Raw genomic sequence first — 7,529 nt, 5'->3', positions numbered from 1 at the left:
TTACATCGACTCCACCATCCTAGAAGCCAAAATAATGTCCCTAACTCCACCTGAGGGCTATCCTAATGCACCATACTACAACACGCCAGAAGAGCTAATAAGACTATATGAAGCAGGTAAATTAGACAAAAAGCTAAATCCACTAACACCAGTAATGTATAGAGAAAGTTTTCTTCTAGTTTTTCATATGAGGTTTTATAAAGTTCTATTAGGCCGGTTATCATAGAGACGCCTATGTCTTTGAATTTGGCTCCGTTTGGAGCCATAGATATTAAATTTATTCTTTAATCATTTATATTATGCTCTTTGGCATAGCTTAGTATCTTAGCTCTAAGATCTTCAGGAAAACTTTCTCTATACATTACTGGTGTTAGTGGATTTAGCTTTTTGTCTAATTTACCTGCTTCATATAGTCTTATTAGCTCTTCTGGCGTGTTGTAGTATGGTGCATTAGGATAGCCCTCAGGTGGAGTTAGGGACATTATTTTGGCTTCTAGGATGGTGGAGTCGATGTAAAGGCCTATGTCTCTATCTTCATAATTAGCAGGATAGCCTTTTTCAGAAAAAATTTCTGCATATTCTGGCAGTTCTTTTTTAACATAAGAGACAAATTTTTCTCTTGTAGTCTCATTGGCATCAAAGTCTCTAGGGTCTAATAGCTCGCCCTTGTCTTCTACAAGTTCTCTTAAAACTCTATGCATTGATCCTGTAGGATTAATCACTATCCCGCCCCTATTAAAATCCATCACAAAGTAATTACCTACTATTTCATCAAGATAAGGCATCATACCATATTCATCTAGTGGAGGATTAGTAAATAGTTTTCTAAACTCTTCTGCCATTTGTAAATTTTTGTTTAAACCTATATTGTAAGTTTGATATTCAAATAGATCACCTAAAAATTCTAAAGCCTTTACTACTCCTAATTGAGCTGCCAAGAAAATTCTTTGATAATCTCTTGCTTTAAAGCCTGCTTCATTTCCATATGAAAAGCCCATAGGATTTCCAAGTATCCCAGCACATATTCCCCACTCTGCAGAAAAGAGCATTGATTTTAATGTGCCTTTGTGAGCATTTACTTCATCATAAATTTCAGCATATTCTGGTTTAGTTAGTTTGCCTTTACTATCTACTCTAGCTATTGCATCTTCAGGAATATCTATCATAGTGCATTTTAGATTACTTCTTTTTACTAAATAGATATATCTATCTCTTTTATCTTTTAAGCTTTCATAGTAAGCTTTTTCTGATTTAGTCCAAGGTGATAGTTTAGTTGAGCTTGGTTTATAGCTAATATCTAGCCATGGCTTAAATGATAGATAGTCTGTTTGACCTAAAGAATTTGGTTTAGGGTTATAGTATAGTGGTTTATAGTTTTTATATGGAGATGAGTCTAGGATGGAGCGAGCTTCAAGGAGCATTTTAGATTTTTCCTCAAAATACTTTGTTGTATTGTCATCTTTAGTTTTAGAAACAATCAAATTTGTCTTTTTATCAAATAATACCTCTTCTCCATTTGGAGCTATAACTATATATGTATTATTGTTATCCATTAAATTTCCTTTATTCATTCTTTTATTTACTACTATTAGTAATATAGCTATTACTAAGATAGCTAAAGCTGTAAATATAATCTTTTTCATCTTTTATCCTATGTAAAGACCATCTTCCATGACTATGGTGGTAGCTAGACGACCGATTAGACGAGGAGGAATATTCTCTTTTGTTCTTTTTCCGTGCTCTATTTTACACCCCACATACACGCCCTTAATGTTATTGTTGCCAATAGTATCAAGAGCCTCTACCAGATCTCTTGAGAGATTAGAGTGGTTGTTTTCATCGCTAGTGTTAAAGATTCCTTTTTTAAATTTGTTTATTATCTCTACAGCTTTTTGGTAGGCTTTTATAGCAGAAGAGAAACTATATCCATCTTGGTTGTCATCTTTGTTATAGGCACTATAAATTTCTTTCTCTTCTTTAACATCTAAATTTAATCCTCTTATCTCTACATCAGAGTTAATATATCTACTTCTTGCATAATTAAAGTAGTTTGCATCTATCTCATTACCAGCTCCTCTTAGTTCATCTAAACATAGATAAGTACTAAGGTTATTTAGTGCTAGCTTTGAAGCAAGGTTATGTGAGAGTTTGCTTTGTTTATTGTTTATATCATAGTAGATAAATGAGTTATAGTCTAATCCTCCACTACTTATATTAGCTCCTAGAAATAGTCTATTTAAATTTAGGCTTATATAGTTTTGATAGATCATTACTGGATAGTAGCAATAGCTATTTGTACTATTTTTATCATAAGCTTCTTTTATAGACATAGGTTTATATGAGATATTATTTAGTGCGTAAGCTTCATTAAATTTATATGTGTATCTTGTGTGCATTATTTCGTTGTAGTTTTCTTCTAGTTTTTCATAGGAGGCTCTATGCAGAGCTATAGATGTTAAATTTATTCCTAATCCTTTATATTATGCTCTTTAGCATAAGATAATATCTTGGCTCTCAAATCTTCAGGAAAACTATCTCTATACATTACTGGCGTTAGAGGATTTAGCTTTTTGTCTAATTTACCAGCCTCATATAGTCTTATTAGCTCTTCTGGTGTGTTATAGTATGGTGCATTAGGATAACCTTCAGGTGGAGTTAGAGACATTATTTTGGATTCTAGGAGGGTGGAGTCGATGTAAAGAGATAGTCTTCTTTCATCCCACTCCGCAGGAAACCCACCTTTAAAATCCTCTTTATTGTCATCTAGAACTTTCTTTATAAAGTTATCAAATTCATTTCTTGTAGTCTCATTTGCATCGATGTCTCTAGGATCTAATAGTTCACCTTTTTCCTCTACTATCTCCCTTAGTCCAGCATGAAAACCACCACTTGGTATAACTACCAAATTGTCCCTATTAAAATCCATCACGAAATAGCTTCCTACTATCTCATCAAGATAAGGCATCATGCCATATTCATCTAGTGGTGGATTTTTATATAGTTTAAGAATTTTCGTGTAGGTGTCTAAATTTTTATTTACTCCAACTGTATATGTATAGTATTTAAAGCAATCTGCTAATACATGTAATGCTTCTACTTCTCCTAGTTGGGCTGCTAAAAATACTGCTTGAAATTCTCTTGCTTTAAATCCACCTTCATTTCCATTGCCTAGTGATTCACTATCTCCTAATACTCCAGCACAAATTCCCCACTCTCCTATAAAGAGTTCTGATTTAAGTGTATTTTTATTTCTATCTACTTCATCATAAATTTCAGCATACTCAGGCTTTGTTAGTTTTCCATTGCTATCTACTCTACCTATAGCATCATCTGGTATATCTATCATAGTGCATTTTAGATTGCTTCTTTTTACTAGATAGATATATCTATCTCTTTTATCTTTTAAACTTTCATAATATGCTTTTTCTGATTTAGTCCAAGGAGCTATCTTGTTTGAACTTGATTTATAGCTAATATCTAGCCAAGGCTTAAATGATAGATAGTCTGTTTGACCTAGAGAATTTGGTTTAGGATTATAGTATAGTGGTTTATAGTCTTTATATGGAGATGAGTCTAGGATGGAGCGGGAGTCTAGGAGCATTTGGGATTTTTCTTTTAGGTAAGCTTCATCATTTGCAATATTTTTTGAAGCTATTAAATTTGTTTTTTTGTCAAATTCTATCTTGTCTCCATTTGGAGCTATAACTATATATGTATTATTGTTATCCATTAAATTTCCTTTATCTTGTAATTTTCCTTTGCTTATTACTGCTACTACTATGACCGCTAAAAGAGCTATGATGATAAATATGATCTTCTTCATAGCTTATCCTATATATAGACCATCTTCCATTATTATGGTAGTAGCTAGGCGACCTATTAGGCGTGGGGGGATTATAGGTTTTGAAATGTTAAATTTACCATTATTATAATTATCCTTACACCCCACATACATACCCTTTACATTATTATTGCCTATCACATCTAATGCCTTTAGTAGTCTTCTTGATTTATTATCTACTTCACATACATTGGTATTTAAATTTCCATTTTTAAAGTCTTCTAGTATCTCCATAGCTTCGTTGTATTTGTCTATTGGCAGGGCTTGTTTTGAGGTACTTTTATTTGCTTTATACATCTCATAAATTTCATCTCTTTGTTTTATATCTATTGAGTTTGATGGACTTATTGTTAGCAATGTTTTAACTCCTTGTAGCATAAGCTCTTTTGGTGAATATGCTAGTTTTTTATTTCTTTTGTTAAGGTTATTAAAGAACTCTTCATCAGTTTTATTATCTGTTCTTAGCTCATCTAGACATAGATAAGATATCATAGTATCTAGGCTTATATCTTTAGATAGATTAGAGTCTAGTTTGTTTGTAGTGGTATTTATATCATAGTAGAAGAAGTTATGATAGTCTAGTCCTCCACTAGATAGTCTTCCTCCTATGATAGTTCTTTTTAGATCTATATTTATAAAAGATGAGTATATCTCTATAGGATAGTAGGTATATTCACTTGTTTTATTTGAATAAGGTTCATAAGATATATTCTTAACAGCATAGGTATCATTAAATTTATTTGTGAAATACTTATGAAGTATTAGTTCATAAGATCTTTTTTGTTGTTCGTAGGTGTTGATGAAAAAACTATCTACTAAAAAGCCAAATCCAGCTTGTATTAAAGTTTCTGCATAAGTTTTTAAGCTATTTTTTAAAAATTTTTTACCAGCACTTATAGCTATTTGTCTTTTTACATTTATGCCTACTTCAAATTCATCTATCCATTGTTTTGTTTTTTTTATGCTGTGTTTGGATTTTTTTTTGTTATCTACATATGTATAGAGAAGTTGGTTGCCTTTTACTTTGACCACTCCAGCAAATGCTGTTTGTTTGATTTTTTTCAAGGCTTTTTTATTGTTTTCGTGAACTAGTTTTGCAACTGGCGCTTCGCCTAGCATACTAAATACTTTTAGTTCTCCTATTAGCTCCATAAAAATATTCTTAAAGATATTGCCTTTACCACCTGAGAACACAGCGTCAATTACTTTTTTCATTATATCGTCAGACTTGTCTATGAAAAAGCCATAAAATGGAAATATATCATATAGGGCATCATCTAATGTTGATGTTAAAGATATATCTATAGTATATTTATACTCATCATCATCTATCTGTTTAATATACTTTTCAAAATTCTTATCATCTATGCTTTCTCCGTCTATGCCGGTAGAATTTTTAAGAAGCTCTTTTAGCTCATTATAGGAGTCATCGTCTAGTATATTTTCACCATTTCTTACATGGCTTTGCTCTATTTTTTCTACTATCTCTTCTATACAGATAGCATCTTGTTCTTTTTTTGCTTCTTTTGTTTGCTTGAAGAAGTAAATAGGCACAATAGCATTATTTTCTTGTATATAATATGTGTTTTCGTAAAGAACATTAAGTGTTTCACCAAATATCTCTAGTGTCTCATAGTTTGATGAAAGATATGAAAATTTTAATCCTTTTTGCTCAATAATAGAGCTATCAAATATCTGCCTTATGACATAATAGCCCATCACTAGAAGAAATATTTTTGTAGCAGGGTAGTAATAATGTGTCCTTATAGAAACTTGATTGTAAGATTCATCAGCTATTGCTTCAAAACTCTCCATCCCTTCATTAGGCATTTTAAAGTATTGGTTTAAAAAATAAGCCACTTTATCATGTTTCAAGTTTGAATTTAAGCCTGAAAAGAAAATTTCAAATTCCTTTATATTGGCTTTTAAAAATTCCTCTTCATTATTAACTATCTCTTCCATATCTTTGGCGTTTTTAAAGTGTCTATTTATGCGACCTAGATATAAATTTGCCTCATTAAATTTTTTGTATTTTGCGTTAAAAGTGGTGTTTAAAACCTCTACTGATTTTGCGTCACCTCCATGAAAATTTTTGACACCTTTCATATATGAGTTATACTCCTCTATATCCTTTTCAAATTTTGCAAGCCTAGAGTTAATAACTCTCGTAAAAGGACTTAAGCTTAAAAGATAAAGGTCTTCATCGTTTTTGGCACCTATTTGTATAGAGTACTGACTATAGTCTTTTACATTGCCTACATTTTTGGGATCAACTATCTTTTTACCGCTAACTCTGTTTATACTATCTTCTATCTTATAGCTTAAGATGTTTTGTATAAGGTGCTCGTTTAGCTTTGCGTTTAGTTTCATGGGGGCGTTTGAGACGACAAGATAGTTTTTAGAGATGCCGCTACTATTATTTGTATTGTGAGTATCGTCTTTTGTTGTTAGGGATTTGTCTTTTAGGAGATTTGCAAATTTGAAAGAGTTAAAAAATGGATATTGCATATAGACAAAATTTGCTCTATTTGCGATCACGCACTCTTCTATCCTTTTAAGTAAGCTCTCTTCGCTATTGTTCTTGTCGTTTTTACATATAGATATATTTTTAGACTTGTCTACATTTTCATTTTTGCTTACTCTAGCGTCAAATAAGCTTTGCTCGTCGCCCTCTAAAATAAAATCAGAACAAATACCAATATACTCATCATAATTGCTCTTGGCTTTAGTGGCTGTTATATCAAAGCATGAAAAATCTATAAATTTTCCACTTTTTTGATCGTTATTTGTAAAAACCAATATATTATTAAATGACACTGTGTTTAATAGACCTAGTATAAAGCCAAATTTAGTAGCTAGCAAGCTAGCGGCTGGACCAGAAAACGCGTAAAAGCCCCTTTTGTTTAAAAAGTCAATTATATTTGTAGTAGTAGTTATCGCCTCTGGAGCTGCCAGCAATAAAGCTAGCGGCTTAAACGATCCTTTTATATCGCTTATGTCGACAAGATTGATTAGAAATTTTGTGATCTCTTTTAAAATATATTTATTGCCATCATCTGAAGCTTTTTTGAGATTTTCTTTTATATTTTTAAAGCTCTCTTCTATGGCCTTTACGGTTTCATCTCTTTTATCAAAATTTTCACGACTTAGTATTGTATTGGTTTTGTTGATTAGCGAATTTTTTAGCTTATCTAATATAGCCTCAAAATTTGTCTCTATATTTTTATAGTTAGATACCAACTGGCTAGATGCATCGTCAAAATTTTTAATCTTATTGTCTTTGCTTCTACCATTATTTGCAAGTTCTATTAGCTCTTTTACGAATTCTGCTATTACATCTTGTTCTTTACTAAGAACCTCTACATCTATATCAATATCTTTGATTGCTATCTTATTGGTTGTGTTAACAGCTTTTTCGCTTTTAAATAAATTTGACTTTTCTAAATACTTATATGTTTTTATAAGCACATTTTTATTGGCTTTCTTGTGATTGTATAGCCTAGCGATTGTCTTGTTATATAAAGCATCTCCATTTAATATATTGGTATCATGAAAATGGTTTAAATCGCGACAATAAAATGTTATGTTTTGATATTTGTCAGCAAAAACATCAAATGCGTCAAGCAAGTCTTCTATGCTTCTAATAATTTTTGTATTATCTAATCTCAAGAACGATCCCTCTCTTTAA

Annotated in this window: 4 protein-coding genes and 1 pseudogene; 1 reads left to right on the top strand and 4 read right to left on the bottom strand. The window is 31.5% G+C overall.

The genetic code is table 11. The features are described from left to right. Nucleotides 1-226 (top strand): annotated as a pseudogene (locus FZ940_RS05265) (hypothetical protein); the annotation flags it as partial. Between the two features lie 58 nt (nucleotides 227-284). Here the strand turns inward: FZ940_RS05265 and FZ940_RS05260 are convergent. The 4 genes from FZ940_RS05260 to FZ940_RS09450 all read right to left on the bottom strand — a co-directional run bounded on the left by FZ940_RS05260 (nucleotide 285) and on the right by FZ940_RS09450 (nucleotide 7,510). After that, entirely contained in the window at nucleotides 285-1,643 is a 1,359-nt protein-coding gene (locus FZ940_RS05260; RefSeq protein WP_148821803.1) for a thioredoxin reductase, read from the bottom strand. 3 nt (nucleotides 1,644-1,646) lie between these two features. Then, on the bottom strand, nucleotides 1,647-2,396 hold the full coding sequence (locus FZ940_RS05255; RefSeq protein ID WP_148821801.1) for a 3-deoxy-D-arabinoheptulosonate-7-phosphate synthase: 750 nt from the start codon (nucleotides 2,394-2,396) through the stop codon (nucleotides 1,647-1,649). Between the two features lie 71 nt (nucleotides 2,397-2,467). Next, on the bottom strand, nucleotides 2,468-3,823 hold the full coding sequence (locus FZ940_RS05250) for a thioredoxin reductase (RefSeq protein ID WP_148821799.1): 1,356 nt from the start codon (nucleotides 3,821-3,823) through the stop codon (nucleotides 2,468-2,470). 3 nt (nucleotides 3,824-3,826) lie between these two features. Next, a complete protein-coding gene (locus tag FZ940_RS09450; RefSeq protein WP_187422140.1) occupies nucleotides 3,827-7,510 on the bottom strand; it encodes a hypothetical protein in 3,684 nt (1,227 codons plus the stop codon). Nucleotides 7,511-7,529 lie beyond the last annotated feature (19 nt).

Origin of the sequence: Campylobacter concisus (genome assembly GCF_902460415.1) — a bacterium.
Classification (GTDB): Bacteria; Campylobacterota; Campylobacteria; order Campylobacterales; family Campylobacteraceae; genus Campylobacter_A; species Campylobacter_A concisus_Y.
Note: the sequence above shows the minus strand (reverse complement) of the source record. Positions and strands in the feature narration are given on the sequence as shown.

Excerpts from the sequence above, each read along its gene's own strand:
- FZ940_RS05250 (WP_148821799.1), bottom strand. The coding sequence starts at position 3,823 with ATGAAGAAGATCATATTTATCATCATAGCTCTTTTAGCGGTCATAGTA.
- FZ940_RS05255 (WP_148821801.1), bottom strand. The coding sequence starts at position 2,396 with ATGCACACAAGATACACATATAAATTTAATGAAGCTTACGCACTAAAT.
- FZ940_RS05260 (WP_148821803.1), bottom strand. The coding sequence starts at position 1,643 with ATGAAAAAGATTATATTTACAGCTTTAGCTATCTTAGTAATAGCTATA.